Raw genomic sequence first — 23239 nt, 5'->3', positions numbered from 1 at the left:
TTGTGCGGTCCGCGCTGGGCGCGGAAGGTGTGCAGGGGGGTGGGCCGTCAGGCGAGGTCAGCCCTTGATCGCGCCGGTGAGCACGCCTTTGGTGAAGAAGCGCTGCACGAGCGGATAGACCGCGAGAATCGGCAGCACCGCGACCACGACGGTGGCCATGGTCGTGGTCTGTGGGGCAACGCCGGCCCCGGCTCCGGCCGCGATCGACGTGTCGGGGTTGGCCCCGAGCATGACGATCTGCCGCAGCATGGGCTGCAGCGGCCAGGTGGACTGGTCGTCGAGGTAGAGCATGGCGTTGAAGAAGCTGTTCCAGTAGCCGACCGCGTAGTAGAAGCCGACCACCGCGATGATCGCCTTGGACAGCGGAAGTACGACGTGCCACAGCACGCGGCCGTCGCCGGCGCCGTCGATGCGGGCGCTCTCCGACAGCTGGGCCGGCAGGCCCTGGAAGTAGCCCCGCATGATGACCAGGTTGAAGGAGCTGATGAGCACCGGGGCGATCAGCGCCGCGTAGTGGTTGCGCAGGTCCAGGTTGCTGACAACCAGGAAGCTGGGGATGATCGCCGGCGGGAACAGGAAGGTGAGCAGGACGCCCAGCATGATCGGCCTGCCGCCGAAGACGTTCGGCCGGGCCAGCGCGTACGCCATCAGCACGGTGGCGGTGAGGCTCACCGCGGTGCCCACGATCGTGACCACGGCGGAGACGAGCACCGCGTGCGAGATCACCCCGGAACCGAACAGCCGCCGGTACGCGTCCAGCGTCACCTGCTCGGGCCAGATCGACCAGCCGCCGTTGCGGATCACCTGCAGGTCAGGCGACAGGCTGGTGGCGACGACCACCCAGAACGGGATGATCACCAGCGCCACCGTGATCGTCACCGCGACGGCCTTCGCCGCCTTGGTGCTCGGCCGGGGCGGCTCCATCCAGACCGGACGTGTCATCGGTAGACTCCTTCCTCGCCAAGCCGGTGCGCGACCTTGTTGGCCACGACGATCAGGACCAGGCCGACGAGGCCCTTGAAGATGCCGGCCAGGGCGGCCGGTCCCCAGCTGCCGTTGACCACCCCGTGGTAGTAGGTGTAGGTGTCCAGGACCTCCGCGACTCCGGGCGAGAACCCGTCGCGCTGCAGCAGGACCTGGTCGAAGCCGACGCTCAGGATGTCGCCCAGCCGCAGGATCAGCAGCAGGACGAGGACGGGTCGCAGGGACGGCAGGGTCACGTGCCACAGCCGCCGGCCCCACCCCGCGCCGTCGATCGCGGATGCCTCGTAGAGTTGATCGTCCACGTTGTGCAGGGCGGCCAGCACGATGATCGTGCCCCAGCCGCAGTCCTTCCAGATCAGCTCGGCGATCATCAGCGGCTTGAACAACGACGGCTCGCTGAAGACGTTGACCAGGTGGTAGCCGTTGTCGGCGAACAGCCCGTTGAGCACGCCCGCCGCACCGAGCAGTTGCTGGAACAGCGCGACGACGATCACCCATGAGATGAAATGGGGCAGGTAGACGATGCTCTGGACCGCCTTGCGCACCCACCCCCGGGTCAGGCTGTGCAGCAGCAGCGCCAGGGCCACCGGCACCGGGAAATAGAAGATCAGTTGCAGCGTGGCGAGGCTGATGGTGTTGACCGCCGCCTGCCAGAAGTCGGGGTCGGCGAACAGCGCCCGGAAGTTGTCCAGGCCTACCCAGGGGCTGTTGGCGATGCCCGCGAACGGCAGGTAGTCCTGGAAGACGATGACGTTGCCCAGCAGAGCGACGTAGTGGAACACCAGGAAGTACAGCACTCCCGGTGCCATCATGAGCAGCAATAAGCGGCTGCGGCGCAGCCGCTGCCGCCGGCCGCCGCGCCGGCGCGCGGACTCGGCCGCGCTGGTGGGCGGATCGTCCGTCCGCCGGTCAGCGAGGGTGACGGCCACGTTGCCTCCTGGAAACAGCTACGTAATGGCGCTTGGTCCTCGGCACGTTAAAAGGGTTTCACTCGTACGTCAAGACCCACACTTCGCAAACAGGCAGATAGAGTCGCTCCCCTGGACCGGCCGCGCGGGCACGGGCTAGGCTCTGGAGTAAACCCTTTTAACAAAGCGTGGAACCGCGCACGGAGGTAGAGAACGGCATGGAGAACAGGCGGGCGAGCATCCGCGACGTGGCGGCCCGGGCGGGCGTCTCGGTGTCCACCGTGTCACGCATCCTCAACGGCAGTTATCCGCCGGCGCCGGAAACCCGCGACAAGGTCATGCGCGCGGTCCGCGACCTCGCCTACGTCGCCAATCCGCACGCCCGCGCACTGATCCACCAGGAGACCGGCACGATCGCCATCGTGGTCCGGATGCTCGACGACGGCTTTCTCATGAGCCTGGTCCAGAGCATCGCCAACACCCTCGCCGACGCCGGGCGGTTCTGCCTGATCGGCACCACCGGCGGCGACCCCGATCGCGAGCTGCACGTGCTGCGGCAGATGAGCGCCCAGCACGCGCAGGCCATCGTCCTCATCGGCGCCGTCACCGAAAGCCCGGAATACGTGCGCGAGACCAGCGCCTTCGCCGGCTCCCTCGCGCAGACCGGCTCACGTCTGGTGCTGTGCGCCCGACCCCCGCTCGGCCCGGACGTACCCGCCGGCGTGGTCGAGTACGACAACGAGGGCGGTGCGTACGCCGCGACCAGTCACCTGCTGTCGCGCGGCCACCGCCGCATCCTGCTCCTGAGCGGCCAGCAGGACCACAGCACCACGGTGCGGAGGCGGGACGGATACCGCCGTGCCCTGGCCGACCTCGGCGGCGACCTCGACCCCCGGCTGGAGGCGGGCCCCGCGTGGAGCCGCGAGACCGGCTACGCCCGCATGCGCGACATTCTGCGGGCGGGGCCGCCGGACTTCACCGCCGTGTTCGCCCACACCGACCACGTCGCGAGCGGCGTCCTGCAAGCCGTGCGGGAGGCAGGGCTGCGCACGCCCGAGGACATCTCGGTCGTGGGGTTCGACGACGCCACCTTCGCCGCCGATCTCGGACTGACCACCGTGCACATTCCCGCCCGGGAGCTGGGCCGGCTCGCCGCCACGATGGCGATGGCGCCGGACACCGTCGACCAGCGGGTCGTGCTCGGCACTCACGTCGTCGTACGGGACAGCGTCGCGATCGCAGCCACCACCGAATAGGAGCATGATGACCCGCCGGCCCGTGACAGCACTGGTCATGTCCGAACCCACCATCCGCCAGCTCTTCGACGACGCACGATTCGAGCGACTACACACCCTCGCCCGGCTCGACCGCCCCGAAGCGCTGACCGAGCTCGGCTCACCGTCAAGCCGCGCCCGGCTCCGCGACATCGAAGTCATGATCACAGGTTGGGGGTGCCCACTCCTGACCGGCGAGGTCCTCGATGCCGCTCCCCGGCTGCGCGCCGTGCTGCACGCGGCCGGCACCGTGAAGACCCATCTGACCGACGCCTCCTGCTGGGAACGCGGAATCCTCGTCACCTCCGCGGCCAACGCCAACGCGGTGCCCGTCGCGGAGTACACCCTCGCCGCGATCCTGCACAGCGGCAAACGCGTGAGCGCCTTCGCCGAGGCGTACCGGCGGCGGGGCGCCGACTCCGCGTGGCGGGAACGGGTGAGCGCCGGGTCGAACTACGGCGGCGTCGTCGGCATCGTCGGCCTGTCGCACACCGGCCGGCGGGTGGCACGCCTGCTTCAGGCCTTCGACCGCACCGTGCTCGTGAGTGACCCCTACGCCACCGAGGCGGACGCCGAGGACCTCGGCACGACCCTCGTGCCCCTGCCCGACCTGCTGCGCCGCAGCGACATCGTGACCCTGCACGCGCCGTCACTGCCCGAGACCCGCAACCTGCTGGACGCCGACCGCCTCGCTCTGCTTCCCGACCACGCCACGGTCATCAACACCGCCCGAGGCAGCCTGATCGACACCGACGCGCTCACCGCCGAATGCGTGAGCGGGCGGCTCAGCGCGATCCTCGACGTCACCGACCCCGAACCGCTGCCGGTCGACTCACCGCTGTTCGGGCTGCCCAACGTGCAGCTCACGCCGCACATCGCCGGAGCCATGGGCACGGAGGTCCATCGCCTCGCCGAGGCCGCCCTCGACGAACTCGAGCGGTACGCCAAGGGGCTGCCTCCGGCGTACCCGATCCACATGCGCGACCTCGCCCGCATCGCCTAGAAACCCCGGTACGGACATTCGCGCGTGACAACCCCTTCCGCGCCGGCCGGCCGGTGTCCGTACCGGAACCGGGCTCTCTTCCCGCAGCCCGGTCAGCCGGCCAGCGCCGCGGCGATCCGGTCCTCCGCCCAGGGCACCATGAGGAAGCCGCGTTTGACCGTCAGCACCTGCACGCCCGCCGTCCACGACTGGATGCCGGGCACGGAGGCCAGCGTGCGCGAGGTGAAGTGGTGGATGTCGGCCGTGGTCGGCACGATCACCTCGCAGATCAGCGACGTCTGGCCCAGCAGGGAGGCGATCATCCGCACGCCGCGCTCGTTCGCGAGCCGCTCGGCGACGGCGTCCTGCATGCTGGGTTCGACCGACAGCCAGAAGAGCAGCTCCGCCTCGTAGCCGAGTGCGGCGGCCGGGATGAACGTGGCCGTGATGGCGCAGCCGCGCTCGACCATGGCCTCGAAGCGCCGCCTGGCCGTGCTCTCGCTGATGCCCAGCCGGTTGCCGACCGACTGGAAGCTGGCCCGCCCGTCCTCGCGCATCGCCGCCAGCACGGCGCGGTCGACGTCGTCGAGGTGCCCGCGCTCGCAGGTGTGCAGGGGCGGCTCCAGCGCGAACGGCGCCGCCTGCTCCCCGACCACGGGGACGCTCCAGTCGTAGCTGCGCTTGTAGGTGTGCAGCACGAGGTCGGCGACGCTCTGCTGGGTGCCGGGGATGGCGTGCACGACGTCGACCAGCATCGAGTACAGGTCGCGGTCCTTGGGTGCGACGAGCTCGAAGACGATGTCGTAGCCGCCGGTGACGATGGAGACGTACCGGATGTCGGGGTTCTTGGCCAGCAGCCCGGCGACCCTGAGCTGGCTGCCGGGCGCGCACGACAGCCGGACGATGAACACGTGCACGGGCCCGTCGTGCTCCAGGTGCGGCAGCACCGCCACGCGGGCCAGGCCCGCGGCGAACAGGTGCTGGGCCCGGCGCGCCACCGTGCTGGTGGAGATGCCCAGCAACTGGGCGATGTCGGTCCAGCTCGCCCTGCCGTTCACGTGGAGCGCGGCGAGGATCTTCCGGTCGAGGTCGTCGAGATCTTCCATCGGGGGCATCATCGCGTGTTCAGCGCCGCCCGCGCACCTTGTCGAGGAAGTCGCGGACGGTCGCCTCCCACAGCTCGGCCTCCTCGACCTGCGGCGAGTGGCCGGACTTCTCGAATACCCGCAGCTCGGCCTGGGGGATGAGGCGGGCGATGGTCTCGCTGCACTCGACCGGCGTGATCCAGTCGTGCCGGCCGACGGTCACCAGGACCGGGGCCGTGATGCCGGGCAGCAGGTGCTTGATGTCGTAGTTCGGCTGGTTGACGGCGAAGGCGTGGTTGTGGGTGAGGTAGTGGTACGGGGTGGCGGCCACGCGCTGCTCGACCTTGGCCGGGTCGTAGTCGTGGTCGTAGAGCGGCAGGATCTCCCGCCAGCAGTCCTTCAGGTCCGCGTCGTCGCGGACGGTGCCGGACATGATCCGATCCAGCTTGGCCGGGTCGATCCGCACCCGGGACGAGGCGGCGGCGTTGCGGGTGGCGAGCTCCTGGTTGGCGTTGTCGGCCGAGGTGTCGCGCAGCACGACGGCGCTGATGCGGTCGGGGTGGCGGGCGGCGTACTCCATGGCGATGAAGCCGCCGTACGAGCCGCCGGCGATCACGATGCGCTCGGCGCCGAGCCATTCGCGCAGGCCCTCGACGTCGGCGACCCACTGCTCGTGCGTGAACGGCCCGTTCTGCCCGCTCCTGCCCGACCCTCTGGCGTCGAAGACGACCACCCGGTAGGCGTCGGCGAGCCGCCCGAAGCTTGCCTTGGGCTCGGCGAGCGAGCCGAGCCCCGGGGCGCCGTGGTGGGCGATGATCGTCTCCTCGCCGTCGCCGAGGACCTCGACGTTCAGAGGGTTGCCGTTGATGTCGACGAACACGTGTCTGCCTTTCAGATGATGACGTCGGTGAGCTCGCGCGGGTACGCCGTGAGCCGGCGCGGCCCCGACTCGGTGACCAGGACGGTGTCGGAGATGCGGTAGCCGGCGTGCCCAGGCACGTACACGCCGGGCTCGCTGGACAGGATCATGCCGGGGGCCAGCTCGGTGGTGTCGCCGTCGGACAGCCACGGCGGCTCGTGGAAGCCGAGCCCGATGCCGTGCCCCTGCCGGTGGCGGATGTACTCGCCCAGCCCGGCCTCCTCGATCACCGCCAGGCAGCGGCGGTTGGCCTCCTCGCAGGTCAGGCCCGCGATCAGGGCCTCGGTACCGGTCTCCTGGGCCTCGCGGACGCTCTCGTAGTAGCGGGCCTGCCGCGTGGTGGGCTCGCCGATCACGAACGTGCGCTCGCTCTCGACGAACCGGCCGCCGACCGCGCAGCCGAGCGAGAGCATGAACGTCTCTCCCGCCCGCAGCCGGTCGCCGCCCGGCAGCCGGTGCGGCTGGGCCGAGTTGGGGCCGCCGTAGACGAGGCCGCCGGTGAGCATGGGGACCACGACGACGTCCTGGTGCCTGGCGTACATGAGGCGGGCGCCGTGGCTGATGACGTGGGAGGCCAGCTCCGTCTCGGCGGGCAGCTCGCCGCCGGCTTCGAGGGCCGCCCTGACCAGCTCGACGCCGGCCTCCAGCATGGCGTCGGCGATGCGCGCGGCCTCCTCGTGCAGGGTGATCTCCTCGGGCGTCTTGCGCAGCCGGACGCGGCCGACGGCCTCGCAGGTGCTCCAGCGGGTGCCGGGGAACGCCTCGGCCAGGGCCTGGGCGCGGGCGACGCTGGTGGAGGGTGCGTACGCGGCGGTCGCGGGCCGGCGTACGTGGCCGGCGAGCACCGCGAACGGCGGGCGGCGGCCGGGGAACTCGGGATAGGCCACGATCTCGGCGCGGGCCCGCTGGTCCTGGGCGTACTCGCGTTCGAGGTCCGGCACGAGCAGGACCGGGTCGCCGTCGAGCGGCAGCCAGCAGGCGACCGGGCGCTCGTTCGGGAAGTGGTGGAAGCCGGTGAGGTAGGCGACGTCGAGCGGGTCGTCGAGCAGCAGCGCCGACAGGTCCTCCGCGGCCATCTCCGCGCGGACGCGGGCGAGCGCGCCGGCGTAGAAGGCGTCGGGGAGCCGCTGGCTGAAGGTCATGAGTCGCTCCTGTGGTTGCGGGCGTCGTTGTAGGCCACGGACAGCAGCGTCGTGGACAGGACGAGCAGCAAGATGGCCAGCGACGGGAAGAGCGTGGTCCACCAGGCGGAGGCGAGCGAGCCGGACTGCTGCGCCTTGTGCAGGATCGTCCCCCACGACCAGCTGTTGGGGTCGCCCAGGCCGAGGAAGGAGAGCCCGGCCTCGGCGAGCACGGCGCGGGAGGTGGTCAGCACGACCGACACGCCGACGACGGGGATGACGCCGGGCAGCAGGTGCTTGCGGACGATCCACAGCGACGAGCCGCCGACGACCTTGGCCGCCGACACGAACGGCATGGGCACGATCGCCAGCGCCTGCGAGCGGACCACGCGGGCCACCTCGGGCCAGCTGAACAGCGCGATGACCACGGCCAGCGTGCGCACGCTCGGCCCGGCCAGCGCCGCCACCAGGATCATCAGCGGCAGCACGGGCAGCGACAACGACAGGTCCACCAGCACGCCGAGCGGCGTGTCGAGGCGGCGGAAGTAGGCGGCGCTGACGCCGATGAGCAGGCCGATCACGATGGCCAGCACGGAGGCGCTGACGCCGACCGCCATGCTGACCCGGGTGCCCCACACGACCTGGGCGAACACGTCCTGCCCGATGTCGTCGGTGCCGAACCAGTGGGCGGCCGACGGCGGCTGGGAGGTGTCGGCGCCGTACCCCTCGGGGAAGGGCGCGATCAGCGGCGCGAGGACCGCGACCAGTGCCAGCAGCGCCAGCACGACGCCGCTGGCCAGGCCGAGCGGGTTGCGGCGGAACGCGCTCCAGGTCCGCTGCCTGGGCGTGAGCTCGATGGCAGCCACAGTCATGAGGTGCGCACCCTGGGGTCGAGGATTCCGTAGGCCACGTCGGTGATCAGGTTGGCGGCCACGACGGCCGCCGCGAGCAGCACGAACGCGCCCTGCAGGACGGGGAAGTCGAGCTGGCCGACCGCCTCGTAGATGGCGCGGCCGATGCCCGGGTAGGCGTAGATCGTCTCGGTCAGCACCGCGCCGCCGACCAGCGTGCCGAGCTGGAGCCCGGCGATCGTGGTGGTCGGCAGCAGCGCGTTGCGCAGGGCGTGCTTCCACACGACCTTCCCCGGGCGGACGCCCTTGGCCTTGGCCAGTGCGACGTAGTCCTCGCCGAGCGCGTCGATGAGCGTGGTGCGCATGGTGAGCACGTAGCCGCCCAGCTGGATGAGGACCAGCGACAGGCACGGCAGCACCAGGTGGTGCAGCATGCTGAGCGTGGCGCCGAAGCCGGTGGCGTCGAGGTCGACCGCGCCGCCGATGGGGAACCAGCCGAGCCAGACCCCCAGGACGTACATGAGGAAGATCCCGACGCTCGGCACGAACAGGGACTGCGCGGTGACGCCGGTGACCTGGATCAGGCGGTCCAGCCACCCCTTGGCCTTGGTGGCGGCGAGCACGCCGAGCGGGATGCCCAGCGCGATCGTCACCACCATGGCCGAGATGGTCAGGATCAGCGTCCACGGCAGCCGCTCCATCAGCACGGTCGTGACAGGGACCGACTGACGGAACGACATGCCGAGGTTGCCGTGCAGGAGCTGGCCGAGGTAGTCGACGTACTGCGCGCCGAGCGACTTGTCCAGGCCGAAGTCGGCCAGGAGCTTCTGGCGGAGCTCCTCGGTCATGTTCGGGTCGGCCACGGCCAGCACCGGGTCGCCCGGCAGCAGGCGCACCAGGAAGAACGTGACCGTGACCGCGAACCACAGGGTGAGCAGGCCGCGGGCCAGCCGCAGGCCGATGAACCGCATGGCGATCAGCCCGCCGGCTTGGCCGCGGCGAGGGAGAGCGGGTTCAGGATGGACAGCAGCTCGCTGGGCATCGGCTTGAACCCGGTCCACTTCGTGGAGTGCGCGATGTTGAACGTCTCCACGTACAGGACGTTGTCGTAGACCTGGTCTTGGATGATCCGCGCGGCCTCCTGGATCGGCGCCTTGGCGTCGGCGGGGCTGAGCGCCCGCTGCGCCTGGTCGATCAGGTCGTCCAGCTTGGGGTCGCTGACCTGGGCGTAGTTGATGAACCCGCCGGTCTTGAAGGCCAGCCCGAGGTTCGCGGGCGGGTTGTCCATCACGGCCCAGGAGCCGGCGTAGATGTCGAAGTCGCGCTTGAGTGTCTTGTCCAGGTACGTGTTGCGCTCCAGGCCCTGCAGCTTGATCGTGATCCCGGCCTTCTTCGCCGAGTCGCGGACCATGGGGGCCCAGCGGGCGATGTTCGGGTCGGCCTGGTCGTAGACCATGCTCAGGCTGAGGTCGGTCACCCCGGCCTCGGCCAGCAGCTTCTTGGACTGCTCCGGGTCGAAGACGTACTCCTTCGAGGACGGGTCCGCGTAGTCGGGCAGCGACGGGGTGAGCACGCTGGAGTTGGAGGACTTGGCGAAGCCCTTGAGCGCGATGTTCCTGATGGCCTCGTAGTCGACGGCCTGCGCGAGCGCCTGCCGGACGCGGACGTCGTCGAGCGGCTTGCGCTTGGTGTTGTACTGCAGGTGCGCCCAGCCCAGCGACGGGATCTGCTGCAACGTGACCTTCGGGTCGTTCTTCAGCTCGGCCGCGGTGGCGGGCGGCAGCACGTTGCCGATCAGGTCGATCTCGCCGTTGCGCAGCGCGAGGACCTCGGTGTTCACGTCGGGGAAGACCCGGAAGACGATCTCCTTGACGGCCGGCGTGCCGGGGCCGAAGTCGTCCACGCGCTGCATGATGTAGCGCTGGCCGCGCTCGACCTTGGTGAGCTTGAACGGCCCCGCGCTCACCCAGTCGGCGTCGTTGGCGAACTTCTGCACGCTGGGCGCCTTCTCGAAGACGTGCTTGGGCACGACCGGCAGCCAGAAGCCGACGTTGTCGAGGAAGGTGCCGTCAGGGCGCTTGAGGGCGAATCGCACCTCGGTCGGCGAGACGGCCTCGGCCTTGTCCAGCGCGGTGATGAGCCCGGCGACCACGCCGAACTTCTCCTTCTGCACCGTCGTCACCGAGAAGACCACGTCGTCGGCGGTGACCGGCTTGCCGTCGGACCACTTCATGTCGTCGCGCAGCTTCACCGTGGCGGTCTTGCCGTCGTCGGAGTAGGACCACTCGGTGGCCAGGTACGGGACGCGCTTGCCCGACTCGTCCATCTGGGTCAGGTGCGGGTACATGAGGTTGGTGACCCACGAGTCGGTACGGCTGTTGCCGACCAGGGGGTTGTAGTTGACCACGTCGGCGGTCGTGCCGATGGTCAGCCGGTCGGCGTTGGCCTGCGGCGCGCTCTGGGACGACGACTGCCCCGGCACGCTCGGAGCGCAGGCCGCCGTCGCGATCGCCAGCGCGGCGAAGACGAGGATGGAGCGTCTCATCAGAACCAGACCTCTTCCAGCACACGCATGACGTTGCCGCCGATGACCTTGGTGATCTCGTCGTCGGAGTAGTCGTGGGCGACGAGCCAGGAGATGATGTTCCAGAAGCACTCGGCCGGGTTCTCCAGGCCGTCCACGTAGGCGACCTTCTCGTACGGGGTGCCCGCGTGCGCCTCGTTGAGCGACAGGTGCTCGGCGAAGGTGTCGTGCAGCCCCACGTGGTCGCCGAACAGCGTGTCGGGGCCGAAGGCGACGTGATCGATGCCGACGAGGTCCACGCAGTAGGTGAAGTGGTCCATGACCGACTCCAGGCTGTGGCGGGGGTGGTCGGGCGAGAGCGTGGTGTGCGGGGCCGCCTCCAGCCCGATCACGCCGCCGCGCTCGGCCGCCGCCTTGATGACGGAGTCCGGCTTCATCCGGTTCGTCGGCCAGACCGAACGGGCGCCCGCGTGGGTGATGAGGATCGGCTTGGCCGAGTGGCGGATCGTGTCGAGCGAGGTCTGGTCGCCCGAGTGGGAGACGTCGATGGCGATGCCGAGCTTGTTCATGCGGCGCACGGCCTTCTCGCCGAACAGGGTCAGGCCGCCGTCGCCGCGCTCTTTCAGGCCGCTGCCCAGGGTGTTGGCCTCGCTGTAGGCGATGCCCATCTGGCGGACGCCGAAGCCGTACAGCATGTCGATCCTGTCGACCTCGTTCTCGATCATCGTGGCCGCCTCGAGAGCGAGCACGAGGCCCATGCGGCCGCCGGCGTGCGCCTCGCGCACGTCGGCCAGGCGCTCGACCTTGATGAGGAAGTCCTGGTGGGCCAGGTCCGACAGGCGCATGCCGATGTCGGCGATCACGTCGTTCCACTTCCAGCCCGCCTGGCTGGTGATGCAGCAGGTGCCGTCCATGAGGTTGTCGAAGACGACCGTCATGCCGGAGCGGGCCAGGCCGGCGTAGCCGGTGTGGTGGCGGGCGGTGCGGTTGTAGTCGACGGTCTGGCCGATGTCGTCGGGGAAGATCGACGGGTGGTCGTGCAGTGAGACGACCAGGCTGTCGACGAGCAGGCGTCGGACGCGCTCGGTCTGCTCGGTGGTGAGCTCGGGCCCCTGGTACGCCGGAACCCTGTCGAACTCGGGCGCCAGGTCGAACTCCCGGTAGTCGACGCCTGCTTCCAGGTACTCGTAGGAACGGTAACCCTTATAGCTCTTCGCGGCTTCCAGCACTGGCAATCCCTTTCATCCGATTTCGAGGAAGCTTGCCAGGATCGGGCGTGAAAGGCAATATGAGAGTTGTTTTTCGGCAACTTCGGCTAAGTCGACGCCAAGTTTCGTCACATCTGAGAAAGGGGTGCAGTGAGCGAGGCACCCGTCCTGGAGATCCGCGACCTCCACGTCACCTTCACCGCCCACGGACGCGAGGTCCCGGCGGTGCGGGGCGTGGACCTGACCATCGAACGCGGCCAGACACTGGCGCTGCTGGGCGAGTCGGGGTCGGGCAAATCCGTCACCGCCAAGGCCGTCATGGGACTGCTCGACGGCCCGAACGTCCGGGTGCGCTCCGCGGCGACCCGGCTCGGCGGCCGGGACCTGACGGCGATGTCCGCCGAAGAGCGCCGTGCCCTGCGCGGCAGCGCGATGACGCTGGTCTTCCAGGACGCCCTGTCGGCGCTCAATCCGGTGCTCAGCGTCGGTGACCAGGTCGGGGAGCTGTTCCGGGTGCACCGGGGCGCCTCGCGCAAGCAGGCCAGGGCCCGCGCGGTCGAACTGCTCGACCTGGTGGGCATCCCGGCCGCCGCCACACGCGTGGACGACTACCCGCACCAGTTCTCCGGCGGCATGCGCCAGCGCATCCTCGTGGCCATGGCCGTGGCGCTCGAACCCGACCTGATCATCGCCGACGAGCCGACGACCGCGCTGGACGTGACCGTCCAGGCGCAGATCCTGGAGCTCATCGACCGGCTGCGGCGCGAGCTGGGTACCGCCGTGCTGCTCATCACCCACGACCTGGGGGTGGCGGCCGAGGTCAGCGACCGGGTGGCGGTGATGTACGCCGGGCGGATCGTGGAGAGCGGCGAGGTCGGCGAGCTGTACGACCTGCCGGCCCATCCTTATACCGACGCGCTGCTGGCCGCCATCCCCGACCTGGACAGCCCGGCCGCGTCGCTGCGTGCCATCCCCGGGGCGCCGCCGAGCCCGGCGAGCGTACCGCCCGGGTGCTCGTTCGCGCCGCGCTGCGCGCGGGCGAGCGAGGTGTGCTCGACCACGCGCCCGGAACTGACGTTGCTGCCGACCGGCACCGGCCGGTACGCCGCCTGCCACCACTCGGAGGAGATGCTCGATGCCGCCCGCGTCTGACCAGCCCGCCTCTGACCAGCCCGTGTTGCAGGCCGTCGGGCTGCACAAGACCTACCGCGGCGGGATGCTGTCCAGGGGCGGGGCCGTGCGCGCGGTCGCGGGCGTGGACCTGGAGCTGCGTGCCGGCGAGACCCTGGGCATCGTCGGCGAGTCGGGCTGCGGCAAGTCCACGCTGGCCCGCATGCTCGTCGGCCTCGAACGCCCTGACCAGGGCGAGGTCACCTTCCGCGGCCGGCCGTTCTTCGCCCGCGGCGGCGTGCCGCGCGACATCAGGCGGCGCGTCCAGATGGTCTTCCAGGACCCGCTGACCTCCCTGAACCCCCGCATGACGGTGCATGACATCGTCGCCGAGCCGCTGCGGGTACACCGGCTGTGCCCGGACGCGCGCGCCATGCGGGAGCGGGTCGGCGAGCTGCTGGAGCTGGTGGGCCTGTCCCCCGACCGGATGAACCGGTTCCCGCACGAGTTCTCCGGCGGGCAGCGGCAGCGGATCGGCATCGCCCGCGCGCTGGCCACCGAACCGGACGTGATCGTGTGCGACGAGCCGGTGTCGGCGCTGGACATGTCGGTGCAGGCGCAGGTGGTCAACCTCTTCGCCGAGCTGCAGCGCACGCTCGGCGTGGCGCTGGTGTTCATCGCCCACGACCTGGCCGTGGTGCGGCACGTGTCGCACCGGGTCGGCGTGATGTACCTCGGGCGGCTGGCCGAGGTCGGGCCCGCGGCCGGGGTGTACGGGGAGCCGGCGCATCCGTACACGATGGCGTTGCTCTCCGCGGCGCCCGTGCCGAAGCCCCGGCTACGCGGCCGGCAGCGGATCATGCTGGCGGGCGACCCGCCGAGCCCCGTCGCGCCGCCACCCGGATGCCGCTTCCACACGCGCTGCTGGAAGGCGACCGAGCGGTGCGCCGCGGTCGAGCCCGTGCTGGAGGCGGTCGGTGACCACTACGCCGCCTGCCACCATGCCGAACGGCCGGGCGGCTGAGCCGGCGGCCCGGAGCGAGTGCTCCGGGCCGGCGGCCTTCAGGAGGCGGGCACCGTCTGGGGCCGCCATGAGAACACCGCGCGCGAGCGGGGCTCGACCGTGACGCGCAGCCACTGGGTCGCCGTGACGCCGTAGGTCTCCAGCCTCGTCAGGTTGGGGACGCCCGCGTAGCCGGGCTCCACCTCGTACACGTGCTCGTCACCGTGCACGAGCAGGACGGGCTTGCCGTACGCCTTGGCACGGTCGGTGATCCGGGCGCGGATCTCGGAGAACCCGGGAGTGTCGGTCGGCTCGGCCTGCATCAGGAGCAGCACACCCGGCGCGTTCGTCTGCCGTGCGGTGTCGAAGGCGGTGTCGATCCAGTCGAGGGCCGCCGCCTTCCGCGCGGTGAACTCGGCCAGTCGCAGGTCGGGACGGTCGCCGCCCGGCAGTTGGGACCACGGCGCCAGGTCGTTCTCGCTGCCGACCACGTGCACGGTCGCGAACACGACGCCCTGCCGGCGGAACAGCACGTTCTCCCTGTAGGCGCTGTGCCGGCTGTCGGACGCCTGGGTCCGCACGCCGATCGGGTTGCGGCCGAGCGTGTGACCGGCCTTCGGGTAGAAGAACGTGCGGACCGCGTCGAGCCGCTCGGTGGGCACATAGCCCCCTGCGGCGGTGCGGTGGCAGTCGGTCCACTCGTTGTCGCCGGGGGTCAGCACGAACGGGTCGTCGAAGGTGCCGAACAGCTTGGCCAGGTCGGCGAAGCGCGCGTCGTCGCAGGTGGACGCGCCATCCTTGACGTCACCGGCGTGCAGGACGAAGCGGACGTCCGGGTCGGCGTTCACCGCGTCGACCAGCGCGGGGAACGCCGCCCGCTGGTCGGCGCCGTACGGAGTGTCGCCGAGCAGGGCGAAGCTGAGAGACGGGCCGCCGGTCTCCTGGGCATCGGCCGACGCGGGAGTGACGGTGCCGGCGACCAGGGCTGCCATCAGCGCGGCGACGGCAGCGGAAGATTTACGCATGGGACGATTCTCCGCACAGCCCGACAACCCGGACATTACGCCAAGTCGACAAGTCCCCAACGGCTCGCTGACATGGACGTGGCCGACCTCATCCCGGCCATCCTGAGGTCAGGCCGATCGGGCGCCACGGCCATGGTCGAAGGCGGCGCGGGCGGCGGCCACGGCGCGGTCCATGTCCTCCACGGTCGCGACCGGCACCTCGCCGACGACCTCTTCGCTCGACGGGGAGACGACCTTCAGCACCTCGCCGCCCGCCGGTTTGACCCACCCACCTCCGACGTAGAACTCACGCCGGTACATCAGCCGATCGTCCATGACGCTTGCCTTCCTGCTGGGGGATGGTGGACTCGCATCGGCCCTGGCCGCCTTCGGTCACTCCTCGACGGTGATGGCCAGGGCGGGGCAGACCAGGGCGGCCTGCCGCACGTCCGCCAGCCGCTCGGGCGACGGGTCGTCGTTCAGCAGGACCACGACCCCGTCCTCGTCCCGCTGGTCGAACACGTCGTCGGCGGCCATGACACACTGACCGGACGCGACGCACTTGTCCTGCTCGATGATGATTTTCACGACGTCCTCCTCGGTCACCAGATGACGGGCAGCTCGTAGGCCCCGTAGACGAACCCGTCGTGCTTGAACGGGATCTGCTCCAGCTCGGCGGCGAGCGCCAGGGAGGGGATCCGCCGTAGGAGGGCGGGGTAGGCGACCTGCAGCTCCATCCGCGCCAGCGGCTGTCCCAGGCACTGGTGCACCCCGTACCCGAAGGTCACGTGCAGCCGGGGGTTGCGCCGGAGGTCCAGCCGGTCCGGGTCGGGGAAGACGGACGGGTCGCGGTTGGCGGTCTCGTTGACCGTGATGATGCCCTCGCCGGCCCGGATGACCTGGCCGGCGATCTCGATGTCCTCCAGCGCCACCCGCCGCAGCCCGCCGTGGGTGATCGTGAGGTAGCGCAGCAGCTCCTCGACCGCCGAGGCGATCAGCTTCGGGTCGTCGCTCTCGCGGAGGAGGGCGAGCTGGTCGGGGTCCTGCAGCAGGGCCAGGGTGCCCAGCGTGATCATGTTCGCGGTGGTCTCGTGGCCGGCGAACAGCATCAGCACGCCCATGCGGGCGGCCTCCTGCCGGGACAGCTCACCGGCCTTGACCCGCTCGACCAGCCCGGACAGCAGGTCGTCGCCGGGCTTGGCGAGCTTCTCGCCGATCAGCCCGTCCAGGTACTCGGCCAGCCGGTGCTGGGCCTGTCCGCGCTCCTCCGCGGTCGAGTTGCGGTTGATGATGGTCCTGCTGTTGGCCTGGAAGAACTCGTGGTCGTCGTACGGGACGCCGAGCAGGTTGGAGATCACCAGAGAGGGCAGCGGCAGCGCGAACGCCTCGACGAGGTCGGCGGGCTTCGGGCCGGCGAGCAGCCGGTCGATCAGCTCGTCCGCGATCTCCTGCGTGGCCGGGCGCATCGCCTCCACCCGCTTGACCGTGAACGCGGAGGTCGCCATCCGCCGCAGGCGGGCATGCTCGGGATCGTCCATCATGATGAAGCCGAGGCTCGCCGAGCCCGCCTTGGCCATGCTGTCCATCGTCGCGGCCTCCGCCGGGGAGAGCCGGGGGATGCCGCGCGCGGGCTCGACGCTGACCTTGGGGTGACCGAGCACAGCGCGGTGCTCGGCGTGGCCGGTGACCAGCCACGCGGCGCTGCCGTCCCACAGCCGGACCCGGGACAGCGGGCCCTCCTCCTGCCGCGCCCGCATCGCGGGCGCCGGGTCCAGCGGGCACTTCGCCGATCTGGCGATGTCGTACTCCGGGATTGTCGTCACTGTTTCCTCCTGGAACGCGTTTCAAGCGAGCTTCACGGGCCGTCTCGCGGGCCTGGCCGATCCCCGCACTCGCGTCGGCCGGATGGTTTAAATCAACCGATTGATTTAAACTCTAGCGTGGGGCGGATGCCTGTCAAGCCGGAGCAGCCCTCGACGGGACGACCGTCGGTCCGTCGCTTGAATAGGCTGTCCTTCCGTCACGCCTCGCCGGCCCGGCCGAGGACCTGCGGCGGCCTGTGGGACCGGGCCGTGGTGGGCTGCGCGAAAGTCCCGGTGCGGTGAATGGCGATGATCAGCAAGATGACACGGGACGAGCAGGTCAGCGCGACCCGGGAGGCGCTCCTGGCCGCGGCCGAGCGGCTGTTCGCCGAACGCGGCGTGCACGCCGTCGGCAACCGCCAGATCAGCGAGGCCGCCGGACAGGGCAACAACGCCGCGGTCAGCTACCACTTCGGCACCAAGGCCGACCTGATCCGCGCGATCGCGCGCAAGCACGCCGAGCAGATCGAGCGCATCCGCGCACGCATGATGGCCGACATCGACGGCTCCACCGACCTGCGCGACTGGGTCGCCTGCCTGGTCCGCCCGCTCACCGAACACCTGGAGACCCTGGGCAGCCCCACCTGGTACGCCCGCTTCACCGCCCAGGTCATGGCCGACCCCGCGTTCAACGCGATCATGGTGGACGAAGCCCTGACCGCCGCCCCGGTGCTGCGGCTCTTCAGCGACGGCCTGGCCCGGTGCATGCCCGGCCGGCCCGCCGGCCTCCACCGCGAACGCACCACCATGGCCCGCCACCTCATCGTGCAGATGTGCGTCGAGCGGGAACGGGCCCTGGCCGAACACGCGCCCACCTTCCGGCCCACCTGGGACGACACGGCCGACGGCCTGATCGACGCGATCGTCGCGATGTGGCAGGCCCCCGTCCGGGGCACGCCGTAGCTCCTTCTCCACCACGCTGACCGGAGAGATCGTCCCTCGGCTGTGAAGGAATTTCGCCGCGGCTGTCACAAGCCCGGAGGCTGTCCGGTCTTAGCTGGCGACCGGGTGGCGACGAGGTGGCCCGGCGGAGCGGAAGGATCGCAATGAAGATCGTGGTAATCGGCGGGACGGGCCTGATCGGGTCGAAGCTGGTGGCGAAGCTGGGCGAGCACGGTCACGAGGCGGTGGCGGCGGCACCGAACACGGGCGTCAACACGCTGACCGGCGAAGGGCTGGCCGAGGTGCTGGCGGGTGCGCAGGTGGTGGTCGACGTGTCGAACTCGCCGTCGTTCGAGCGGGCCGCGGTGCTGAACTTCTTCGAGACCTCCACGGGCAACCTGCTCGCGGCGGAGGCGGCGGCGGGCGTGGGCCACCACGTCGCGGTGTCGATCGTCGGTACGGAGCGGATGCCGGACAACGGCTACTTCGCGGCGAAGATCGCTCAGGAGCAGCTGATCGTGAAGTCGGGCATCCCGTTCTCGCTCGTGCACTCGACCCAGTTCTTCGAGTTCGCCCGGGGCATCGCCGACGAGGCCACGACGGATGGCAAGGTGCACATCGCGCCCGTGCTGTTCCAGCCGATCGCGGGTGACGACGTGGCCCAGGCGGTCGGCCGGACCGCGGTCGGAGCGCCGTTGAACGGCAGGGTCGAGATCGCCGGGCCCAAGGAGTACCGGATGGACGAGTTCTTCCGCCAGGCGCTGACCGCCTGGGGCGATCCGCGCGAGGTGGTCACCGACCCGCACGCGCGCTACTTCGGCAGCGAGCTGAGCGAGCGGTCGCTGGTTCCGGAGGACGGCGCCGTCCTCGGCACGATCAGCTACCGCGACTGGCTCGGCCGGAACACGACCGGCAAATAGCCGAAGGAGGCACGTGAGCAACCCGTTGCACGCAAAAGTCGCCCTGGTCACCGGAGCCATGGTCGCCGGAGCGTCGTCGGGCATCGGCGAGGCCGCCGCGCCGGCCCTCTCGGCGGAGGGGGCCCGTGCCGCGGTCGGGGCCCGGCGCTGACGGTCGGACGGCCTGGCGGGTGACCGCCGTGCCCATTATCTCGGAGGTAATCGACGTCCCGTGTCTTTGCCGAGAGGGTTGCGGCATGAGTGCTGACACCCGTGACGTCGTGGAGGAGCTGCTGCGCAGGATGGCCAAGGGCGATCATCCCCGCACCGCGGAGTTGTTCGCCGAGCCGGTCGACTGGCAGCTCGACTGGCCTGCCGAGGGGCATCCCGCGGTGCCGTGGATCCGGCCTCGGTCCAGCCGGGCCGACGTGGCGGACCATTTCCGCTCGCTGGAGGCCCACCACGTGCCCGAGCTGAACGGCACGTCGGTGGCGCGGATCCTGGTCGACGGGACGCACGCCGTCGTGCTCGGTGAGATCGCGCAGACGGTACGCGCCGGTGGCGTCGCGTACACCTCGCCGTTCGCGCTGCACCTCACCGTCGAGGACGGGCTCATCACCCGCTACCACATCTACGAGGACAGCCTCACGGTCGCGCGAGCCCTCGGCGGCCGCCGGCCCTGAGCTCTCAGTCGTGCCGGGGGCGGGAGCTTTCGCGGGGGTGCAGTTCCGTCTGCAGCACCATCCGGGCCGCCGGCCGGGCCGGGTTGTCGATCCGGCTGGCCAGCAGTTGCGCCGCCGCCCGCCCCAGCTCGTACGTCGGCTGCCGGACCGTGCTCAGACCCGGCCGGAACAGCCGGGCCCACGGGATGTCGTCGAACCCGATCACCCCCACCCGCTCGGGGATCGGCACCCCCCGCTCGGTCAGGCACTCCACCGCCCCCACCGTCATGAGGTTGTTGGCCGCGAACACGGCGTCCATCTCCACCCCCTCGTCCAGCAGCGCGGCCATGGCCGAGTAGCCGCCCTCCTCCCGGAAGTCCGCGTGCCGCACCAGGGCACGATCCACCGGTACGCCGGCCGCGCGCAGCGCCCGGTGGTAGCCGCGCAGCCGCCGCATGGCGGTGGACATCCGCCGCGGGCCCGTGATGCACGCGATCCGCCGGTAACCGGACGACAGCAGGTGCGCGGTCGCCATCTCCGCGCCCTTCTCGTTGTCCACCATCACCGCGTCGACCTCGGTCTCGGCAAGCTCGCGGTCGATGGTGACGACGGCGGTGCCGGCGGCGACCAGGGCGGAGATGTCCGTCGAGTCGTCAGCCGGAGAGATGATCACGCCGGCCATGTTGTCGGCCAGCGCCACCGCGATGTACTCCGCCTCCCGGGCCCGGTTCTCGTCGGTGTTGCACAGGACCACCGAGTACCCGAACTGCCGGCCCCCGTCCTCCACCCCCCGTACCAGGGAGGTGAAGAACGGGTTGCCGACGTCGGAGACCAGCACCGCCCACAACGTCGTCTGCCTGCGCCTGAGATTGCGCGCCACCCCGTTGGGCCGGTAGCCGAGCTCCCGCACGGCCGCGAGCACCCGTCCCGCCAGTTCCGGGTTGACCGTGGAACGGCCGTTGAGCACGCGGGAGACCGTCGCGGCGGAGACCCCGGCGTGCCGCGCGACATCTTGGATCTTGATCAACCTCGTCCGATCTCGGAGACACGGGCAGGAGAAATCGATTACGCCAGGGCGGGCGGCGGCGGGAACGGCAACCGCTCCGCCACCGGCGCGAGCCCGAACGGCTTGTGCGGCAGCGTCTGGTACCAGTACGCGACCGAGGAGAAGTCGTCCGAGCGCTTGTTGGCGTGGCCGTGCTCGATCGTCACCCTGATGGACTCGGTGAACGTGATCGGGTCCTCGACGTGGAAGCGGTAGAGGGAGATCTCGCCGCTCCAGTTGTCCCCGCCGGGCAGGGTGATGCCGTGGTACGGCGCGTGGTAGGTCTGCGTCGGGCACCAGGCGGTGTTGAAGTAGTCCTCGGTGCCGGTGCCGTGCAGCGAGGGCGGGAACGGCTCTCCGTCGATGAAGATCATGTCATCGCCCTCGCCGTACCAGTTCCAGTCGCTGGTCTCGCGCAGGTTGCGGATGTTGAGCACGCAGCCCACGTAGTGGCCGCGCCCCTCGGCGTCGAGGATGACGTAGTTGCCGTCGCCCGTGTCGTTGATGCCCTCGACCTGGTACTCGCGGTTGCTCTGCGTGCCCTGCGGAACCCCGTCGGTGGGCCGCTCGCGCCGCCACTGCGCGTGGAAGTAGCCGAGGTCCTCGGCCGCCGAGTCGAACAGCTCGTAGTCGACGTAGTAGTAGAAGAAGACCGGCTCGGCCGACAGCTCGCTGATCAGCTCCAGCTTCGCGCGGCTCGCGAACGGCATGTGGAACCACGAGTTGAAGCTCTTGCCGTCCTGCGGGCTCATCTGCAGCGGCGCGGAGACGAAGTTCGCGGTCTTGGCGTGGCCCATGCCGAAGAAGTCGCCGAGCGGCACCAGCACGCTGGGGTGCTCCTGGTCGTCCCAGGTGATCTTCAGCACGAGCCTGCGCAGGTAGTCGACGTCCACCGCGTCCGGCACGTCCTTCAGCGGGAGCGCCACCGTGCACCAGATGTGGTTGATCGAGCCGGGGCCCTCGATGTCGGCCAGGGTCACGGTGGTGCCGGCCTCGACGGTCAGCCGGTCCTCGTTGCCGCCCGTGCGGTCGTAGCTGGAGACCCGCTTGCGCCTGGACGACCGCAGGCGGGGCAGGTCACGCAGGCTGCTGCCGTGGTTTCCGTAGCTCATATGATCCTCATTCACTTCAATCCGGAGGTCTTGATCGCCTCGACCAGGCGGCGCTGGCCGAGCACGAACGCGATCAAGGTGGGCACGGCCGCGATCACCGTCGCGGCCAGGACGTAGTTCCAAGCCGAGCCGTACTGGCCCTGGAGGGTGGCGATGCCGACCTGCACCATGCGCAGCTCGGGGTCGCGGGTGGCGGTCAAGGGCCAGAGGAACGCGTTCCAGTTGGCCAGGAAGAACAGCACGGCGAGCGAGGCGAGCACAGGCCGGCTGAGCGGCACGACCACCTGCCACCAGCGCCGGAAATATCCGCATCCGTCGAGATCTGCAGCCTCTTCGAGCTCGCGCGGGATCGTCAGGTAGTACTGCCGGAGCAGGAAGATCCCGAACGCGTGGAAGATCGCCGGCAGGATCAGCCCCGCGTACGTGTCGAGCAGCCCGAGCTGCCTGGCCACCAGGAACAGCGGGACGAGGATCACCGGCAGCGACACCAGCAGCGTGGAGACGATCATCGAGAAGATCATCTGCCGCCCGGGGAAGCGCAGCCGGGCCAGCGCGTAGGCGGCCATCGAGTGCAGCACGAGCGCGACCACCGTGACGGCCACGGAGACGACGAGGCTGTTGAGCATGTACCTGCCGATGGGCACCTCGGTCAGCACGTAGAGCAGGTTGTCCAGGGTGAAGCGGCTGGGCAGCGCCACCTCGAACAGCTCGTCCGCCGGCTTCAGCACCGTCACCAGCAGCCAGACCAGCGGCGCCACCGTGACGGCCGCCAGCACGTACCCGACGAGGGCGCGCAGCCTAACCGACATCGAACCTGCCTCCCTTCGTGAGCCCGAACATCAGCCCCGTGGCCACGACCAGGAACCCGACCACGACCGTGGTCAGCGCCGCCGCGTAGCCGTAGTTGTTGAAGGTGAAGGCCTGCTGGTAGATGTAGAAGACCACGCTGGACGTGCTGTTGGCCGGACCGCCCTTGGTCAGCACGTAGACGAGGTCGAAGGCCTGCAGGCCGGTCACCGCGCCGACGGTCGAGTTGACCAGCACGAAGAAGCTGGTCGGCCGGAGCAGCGGCCAGATGACATGGCGGAAGCGCTGCCACGAGGTGGCCCCGTCGACGCGCGCCGCCTCCTCGTACTCCTTGGGGATGTCCTTGAGCCCGCCCAGCAGGATCAGCATCTGATACCCCATGAGGAACCAGATGCTGATCACCACCAGCGACCCGAGCGCCAGCGCGGGGTTGCCCAGGAACGACACGTCGCCCAGGCCCACCGGACGCAGCAGCGCGGGCACCGCGCCCTGCTTGTCGGCCAGCAGGAACTGCCACACCACGCCGACCACGACGAGGCTGATGACGTGCGGCAGGAAGAACATCGTGCGCACCAGGCCGACGCCGGGGAAGTGGTCGCGGACCAGCAGCGCGAGCCCGAGGCTGACGACGAACCCGATGGGGACGAAGGTCACCATGTACGTCAGCGTGACCTTGACGCTTTGCCAGAGCTGCGCGTCCTCGGCCATCTGGCGGAAGTTGTCCAGGCCGACGTACGTGTAGCCGCCGAACCCGTCCACGCTGAACAGCGAGACGCCGACGGCCAGCACCATGGGGAGGCCGACGAAGACGAGCAGGCCGAGCAGGTCGGGCGCGACGAACGCGTACGCGGCCAGGGCCTCTCTCCTGCGCCGGGTCCACCACACGCGGGGCACGGCCTCGCCGGCGACCGCCGTACCCGGGTCGACCAATGTGGCCACGACTACCGCCTTTCGCTCAGAGGGCCGGTCGCCGGGTACCTCCGGCGCGTTTTTACTG

General features: G+C 70.2%; 25 protein-coding genes. 8 read left to right on the top strand and 17 right to left on the bottom strand.

Annotation, left to right across the window (positions count from 1 at the left end):
- Positions 1-57 precede the first annotated feature (57 nt).
- The gene (locus tag ABZX61_RS21790; protein ID WP_355197042.1) at positions 58-942 is read right to left on the bottom strand and encodes a carbohydrate ABC transporter permease; all 885 of its coding nucleotides are present in this window, start codon (positions 940-942) and stop codon (positions 58-60) included.
- A complete protein-coding gene (locus tag ABZX61_RS21785; RefSeq protein WP_350741167.1) occupies positions 939-1913 on the bottom strand; it encodes an ABC transporter permease subunit in 975 nt (324 codons plus the stop codon). Before ABZX61_RS21785 ends, ABZX61_RS21790 begins: the two co-directional genes overlap by 4 nt.
- A gap of 197 nt (positions 1914-2110) precedes the next feature.
- On the opposite strand from ABZX61_RS21785, the gene ABZX61_RS21780 reads away from it, so the two are divergent.
- Entirely contained in the window at positions 2111-3148 is a 1038-nt protein-coding gene (locus ABZX61_RS21780; RefSeq protein ID WP_355197040.1) for a LacI family DNA-binding transcriptional regulator, read from the top strand.
- A gap of 37 nt (positions 3149-3185) precedes the next feature.
- Positions 3186-4169, top strand: a complete 984-nt coding sequence (locus ABZX61_RS21775) for a hydroxyacid dehydrogenase (RefSeq protein ID WP_350741171.1) — start codon at positions 3186-3188, stop codon at positions 4167-4169.
- Between the two features lie 92 nt (positions 4170-4261).
- Here ABZX61_RS21775 and ABZX61_RS21770 read toward each other — a convergent pair whose 3' ends face one another.
- Genes ABZX61_RS21770 through ABZX61_RS21740 form a run of 7 tightly spaced genes read right to left on the bottom strand, consistent with a single transcriptional unit; the run spans position 4262 to position 11877 of the window.
- Complete coding sequence (locus tag ABZX61_RS21770; protein ID WP_355197038.1) at positions 4262-5254, bottom strand: Lrp/AsnC family transcriptional regulator; 993 nt, start codon at positions 5252-5254, stop codon at positions 4262-4264.
- Between the two features lie 19 nt (positions 5255-5273).
- On the bottom strand, positions 5274-6113 hold the full coding sequence (locus tag ABZX61_RS21765; RefSeq protein WP_355197036.1) for an alpha/beta hydrolase: 840 nt from the start codon (positions 6111-6113) through the stop codon (positions 5274-5276).
- An 11-nt stretch (positions 6114-6124) separates the two neighbouring features.
- The gene (locus ABZX61_RS21760; protein ID WP_355197034.1) at positions 6125-7294 is read right to left on the bottom strand and encodes a Xaa-Pro peptidase family protein; all 1170 of its coding nucleotides are present in this window, start codon (positions 7292-7294) and stop codon (positions 6125-6127) included.
- Complete coding sequence (locus ABZX61_RS21755; RefSeq protein WP_350741179.1) at positions 7291-8145, bottom strand: ABC transporter permease; 855 nt, start codon at positions 8143-8145, stop codon at positions 7291-7293. Before ABZX61_RS21755 ends, ABZX61_RS21760 begins: the two co-directional genes overlap by 4 nt.
- Positions 8142-9095, bottom strand: a complete 954-nt coding sequence (locus tag ABZX61_RS21750; RefSeq protein WP_355197032.1) for an ABC transporter permease — start codon at positions 9093-9095, stop codon at positions 8142-8144. The genes ABZX61_RS21755 and ABZX61_RS21750 overlap by 4 nt, the downstream gene beginning before the upstream one ends.
- A 5-nt stretch (positions 9096-9100) precedes the next feature.
- A complete protein-coding gene (locus ABZX61_RS21745; protein WP_355197030.1) occupies positions 9101-10669 on the bottom strand; it encodes an ABC transporter substrate-binding protein in 1569 nt (522 codons plus the stop codon).
- Positions 10669-11877: a membrane dipeptidase gene (locus ABZX61_RS21740; RefSeq protein ID WP_355197029.1), complete on the bottom strand. Its 1209-nt coding sequence runs from the start codon at positions 11875-11877 to the stop codon at positions 10669-10671. Before ABZX61_RS21740 ends, ABZX61_RS21745 begins: the two co-directional genes overlap by 1 nt.
- A gap of 129 nt (positions 11878-12006) precedes the next feature.
- Between ABZX61_RS21740 and ABZX61_RS21735 the strand changes: the two genes are divergently transcribed.
- Together ABZX61_RS21735 and ABZX61_RS21730 are read left to right on the top strand one after the other, a co-directional pair.
- Positions 12007-13008, top strand: coding sequence for an ABC transporter ATP-binding protein (locus tag ABZX61_RS21735; RefSeq protein ID WP_355197027.1), 1002 nt, complete (start codon positions 12007-12009; stop codon positions 13006-13008).
- A complete protein-coding gene (locus ABZX61_RS21730; protein ID WP_355197025.1) occupies positions 12992-13990 on the top strand; it encodes an oligopeptide/dipeptide ABC transporter ATP-binding protein in 999 nt (332 codons plus the stop codon). Before ABZX61_RS21735 ends, ABZX61_RS21730 begins: the two co-directional genes overlap by 17 nt.
- Before the next feature lie 38 nt (positions 13991-14028).
- Here the strand turns inward: ABZX61_RS21730 and ABZX61_RS21725 are convergent, their stop codons facing one another.
- The 4 genes from ABZX61_RS21725 to ABZX61_RS21710 all read right to left on the bottom strand — a co-directional run bounded on the left by ABZX61_RS21725 (position 14029) and on the right by ABZX61_RS21710 (position 16796).
- A complete protein-coding gene (locus tag ABZX61_RS21725) occupies positions 14029-14994 on the bottom strand; it encodes a metallophosphoesterase (protein WP_355197024.1) in 966 nt (321 codons plus the stop codon).
- Between the two features lie 108 nt (positions 14995-15102).
- A complete protein-coding gene (locus ABZX61_RS21720) occupies positions 15103-15309 on the bottom strand; it encodes an aldehyde dehydrogenase family protein (protein WP_355197022.1) in 207 nt (68 codons plus the stop codon).
- 57 nt (positions 15310-15366) lie between these two features.
- A complete protein-coding gene (locus ABZX61_RS21715) occupies positions 15367-15561 on the bottom strand; it encodes a ferredoxin (protein ID WP_350741192.1) in 195 nt (64 codons plus the stop codon).
- 14 nt (positions 15562-15575) lie between these two features.
- The gene (locus tag ABZX61_RS21710) at positions 15576-16796 is read right to left on the bottom strand and encodes a cytochrome P450 (protein WP_355197020.1); all 1221 of its coding nucleotides are present in this window, start codon (positions 16794-16796) and stop codon (positions 15576-15578) included.
- Positions 16797-17096: 300 nt separating this feature from the next.
- On the opposite strand from ABZX61_RS21710, the gene ABZX61_RS21705 reads away from it, so the two are divergent.
- From ABZX61_RS21705 to ABZX61_RS21690, 4 genes are all read left to right on the top strand, one after another.
- Complete coding sequence (locus ABZX61_RS21705) at positions 17097-17738, top strand: TetR family transcriptional regulator (RefSeq protein ID WP_350741196.1); 642 nt, start codon at positions 17097-17099, stop codon at positions 17736-17738.
- A gap of 143 nt (positions 17739-17881) precedes the next feature.
- Positions 17882-18637, top strand: coding sequence for an SDR family oxidoreductase (locus ABZX61_RS21700; protein ID WP_355197018.1), 756 nt, complete (start codon positions 17882-17884; stop codon positions 18635-18637).
- 13 nt (positions 18638-18650) lie between these two features.
- Positions 18651-18788 (top strand): hypothetical protein, encoded by a 138-nt coding sequence (locus tag ABZX61_RS21695; RefSeq protein ID WP_355197016.1) that lies wholly within the window; start codon positions 18651-18653, stop codon positions 18786-18788.
- 85 nt (positions 18789-18873) lie between these two features.
- Entirely contained in the window at positions 18874-19299 is a 426-nt protein-coding gene (locus ABZX61_RS21690) for a nuclear transport factor 2 family protein (protein ID WP_355197015.1), read from the top strand.
- Between the two features lie 4 nt (positions 19300-19303).
- On the opposite strand, the gene ABZX61_RS21685 is transcribed toward ABZX61_RS21690, so the two are convergent.
- From ABZX61_RS21685 to ABZX61_RS21670, 4 genes are read right to left on the bottom strand one after another with little or no spacing between them, the layout of a single operon-like run.
- Positions 19304-20305 carry a LacI family DNA-binding transcriptional regulator gene (locus tag ABZX61_RS21685; protein ID WP_355197013.1) on the bottom strand — a complete coding sequence of 334 codons (1002 nt, stop codon included), beginning with the start codon at positions 20303-20305 and terminating at the stop codon, positions 19304-19306.
- Between the two features lie 38 nt (positions 20306-20343).
- On the bottom strand, positions 20344-21435 hold the full coding sequence (locus ABZX61_RS21680; protein ID WP_355197011.1) for a glycoside hydrolase family 172 protein: 1092 nt from the start codon (positions 21433-21435) through the stop codon (positions 20344-20346).
- An 11-nt stretch (positions 21436-21446) separates the two neighbouring features.
- Entirely contained in the window at positions 21447-22244 is a 798-nt protein-coding gene (locus ABZX61_RS21675) for a carbohydrate ABC transporter permease (RefSeq protein WP_355197009.1), read from the bottom strand.
- Positions 22234-23181 carry a sugar ABC transporter permease gene (locus ABZX61_RS21670; protein WP_355197007.1) on the bottom strand — a complete coding sequence of 316 codons (948 nt, stop codon included), beginning with the start codon at positions 23179-23181 and terminating at the stop codon, positions 22234-22236. Before ABZX61_RS21670 ends, ABZX61_RS21675 begins: the two co-directional genes overlap by 11 nt.
- Positions 23182-23239: the final 58 nt, after the last annotated feature.

The organism is Nonomuraea sp. NPDC003709, assembly GCF_040610775.1.
GTDB classification, from domain to species: Bacteria; Actinomycetota; Actinomycetes; order Streptosporangiales; family Streptosporangiaceae; genus Nonomuraea; species Nonomuraea angiospora_A.
This window is presented reverse-complemented; position numbering and strand designations above follow the sequence as displayed.